The 2,290-nt window shown below is 71.7% G+C and carries 4 protein-coding genes and 1 pseudogene; 3 read left to right on the top strand and 2 right to left on the bottom strand.

Translation table 11 applies throughout. From position 1 onward, the window contains the following. The 3 genes from IE249_RS33215 to IE249_RS33205 form a co-directional block, all read left to right on the top strand. On the top strand, nt 1-317 hold a 317-nt coding region (locus IE249_RS33215; protein ID WP_268249735.1), incomplete at its 5' end, for an acyl-CoA dehydrogenase family protein. 45 nt (nt 318-362) lie between these two features. After that, a complete protein-coding gene (locus IE249_RS33210) occupies nt 363-1,229 on the top strand; it encodes a 3-hydroxybutyryl-CoA dehydrogenase (protein WP_189710872.1) in 867 nt (288 codons plus the stop codon). 58 nt (nt 1,230-1,287) lie between these two features. Further along, entirely contained in the window at nt 1,288-1,902 is a 615-nt protein-coding gene (locus tag IE249_RS33205; RefSeq protein ID WP_189710870.1) for a TetR/AcrR family transcriptional regulator, read from the top strand. Nucleotides 1,903-1,953: 51 nt separating this feature from the next. Here IE249_RS33205 and IE249_RS40220 read toward each other — a convergent pair. Further along, nucleotides 1,954-2,052, bottom strand: a pseudogene (locus tag IE249_RS40220) (helix-turn-helix domain-containing protein); the annotation flags it as partial. A gap of 53 nt (nt 2,053-2,105) precedes the next feature. Beyond that, nucleotides 2,106-2,290 (bottom strand): hypothetical protein (locus IE249_RS39300; RefSeq protein ID WP_229859808.1); only part of this gene is annotated, 185 nt, incomplete at its 5' end.

Below are 2,290 nucleotides of genomic sequence, written 5' to 3'. Positions count from 1 at the left end.
TGGACATCGCGGTCAACCGGGCCTACACCCACCAGGTCGCCTGGGAGGCCGACCAGCCGGGCACCGACCGCAAGACGTTGCACGCCAAGGCGTCCATCGCCAAGTTGGCGGCGAGCGAGGCGTCGGGACGGGTGATCGACCGCTGCCTGCAGATCCACGGCGGGCGCGGCTACGACCGCTCGTACGCCGTCGAGCGGCTCTACCGGGAGCTGCGCGTCGACCGGATCTGGGAGGGCACCTCCGAGATCCAGCGGTTGATCATCGCCAACGAGCTGATCAAGCGCGGCTCGGGCGTCCTGCACCTGCCCACCGCCTGACACCACCGCCCACACGGCGTTCACACAGATCGAAGGGAAGCTCGGATGACCGACATCGAACGCGTCGGAGTCATCGGCTGCGGCCTGATGGGTGCGGGCATCGCCGAGGTCTGTGCGCGGGCCGGCCTGCCGGTGACCGTGGTCGAACGCGACGCGCAGGCGGCCCGCTCGGGCCGCCTGCGCGTCACCCGCTCGCTCGACCGGGCCGCCGCGCACGGCAGGATCGACGCCGGAGCGCGGGAGGCCGCCGCCGCCCTGATCACCGTGACCGACCAGCTCGAAGCCCTGCACGACCGGGACCTGGTCGTGGAAGCCGTGGCGGAGGACGAGCGGCTCAAGCTCGACGTCTTCACCCGCCTCGACCCGGTGGTCACGGGGGAGCACACCGTCCTCGCGACCAACACCTCCTCCATCCCGGTCATCCGGCTCGCCACCGCGACCAGCCGCCCCGAACGGGTCGTCGGCGTGCACTTCTTCAACCCCGTACCGGTCCTCAGGCTCGTCGAACTCGTCCCGTCCCTGCTCACCTCGCCCACCACCACGGCACGGGCCCAGACCTTCGTGACCGGCACCCTCGGCAAGGAGGTGGTGCGGACCCGGGACAAGGCCGGGTTCGTCGTCAACGCGCTCCTCGTCCCCTACCTGCTGGCCGCCGTCCGCATGGTCGAGTCCGGCAGCGCGAGCGTCGAGGACATCGACCGCGGCATGGTCCTCGGCTGTGCCCATCCGCTCGGCCCGCTCGCCCTGACGGACCTCATCGGCCTGGACACCACGCGCGCAATCGCCGAGTCCCTGTACACCGAGTTCCGCGAGCCGCAGTACGCGCCGCCCCCGCTGCTGTCCCGGATGGTGGAGGCCGGACTGCTGGGGCGGAAGTCGGGGCGGGGCTTCCACACGTACGACGAACGGTGAGCCGCACGTGAGGGAAGATGGTCACGGCGTACGACGACCGAACGAGGGGAGCCGCAGGGTGTCCACGAAGGTGCGCACGGCAGACACGCGCGAGCGCATCCTGACCGCGGCGTGCGAGGCCATCGCCGAGATCGGTTTCGAGAAGATCCGCATGCGCATGGTGGCCGAGCGGGCCGGTGTGTCGACGGCGCTGCTGCATTACCACTTCGACACGCGCGAGAAGTTGTTCACCGAGGCGATGACCCACTCCTTCGCCAACACCGCCGTCGACGTGGACCGCGACGCGGAGACGGCACCGGCCGCGGTCATCCTGGCCCGCATCGTGCGCAACCTGCTGCCGACCGACCCCGAACTGCACCAGGACTGGCGGCTGTGGCAGGAACTGTGGGTCCGGGCACTGCGCGACGAGGCCACCCGCGCCTACGCCGTGGACCTGTACGCGCAGCTGCACGCCTGGGTGGCCGAAGCCGTACGGCGTGGCATCGCGTCCGGCGAGTTCACTCCGGCGGACGTGGACGACCTGTGCACGCTCGTCCTCTCGCTCAGCGACGGCTACGGCATCCGCCTCATGCTGCGGGACCCGACGGTCACCTTGGAGGCCGCGCTGGCATCCATCTGGCGCCACGTGTCCGCCGCGCTCGGCCTGCCGGACACCTTCCCGGAGACCGACTGAGCCGCCGGCGCGGGCGCTCGAAGGCCAGCAGCAGTCCCCCGACCGCGCCCGGTCCTCCAGCGCGGCCAGGCCCGCGGCGGCCAGCCGCTTGCGCCGGCGCCGCACGGTGTCCGGATGCACGCCAAGCGCGCGGGCGGTAGCCGGCCTGATACGGCACTAGCTCTCCGAATCGTCGTCCTCCGCCGGGGGGAGGGCGGCGGCGTTCAGGACCTCGGTGACCGTGACGGTGATGATCTGCTCCACGTCGGCGGCTGGCCGGCGGTGGCGGAGAGGATCACGACCTCCGTCGGACCGCCCCGCGCCCGGGCCCGGACGTAGGCGTCACGGGCGGGCCCCGCGCCGAACACCGCTTTGAAGATGCGGGCCCCCCAGACCGGCAGTTGGGTCT

The sequence above is a fragment of the Streptomyces anandii JCM 4720 genome (genome assembly GCF_014650655.1).
In the GTDB taxonomy this organism is placed as follows: domain Bacteria; phylum Actinomycetota; class Actinomycetes; order Streptomycetales; family Streptomycetaceae; genus Streptomyces; species Streptomyces anandii.
The sequence above is the reverse complement of the archived record's forward strand: the minus strand, read 5'-3'. Positions and strand labels throughout refer to the sequence as shown.

Bases quoted from the DNA above. Each gene is read 5' to 3' on its own strand.
- IE249_RS33210 (WP_189710872.1), top strand. From the start codon at position 363: ATGACCGACATCGAACGCGTCGGAGTCATCGGCTGCGGCCTGATGGGT.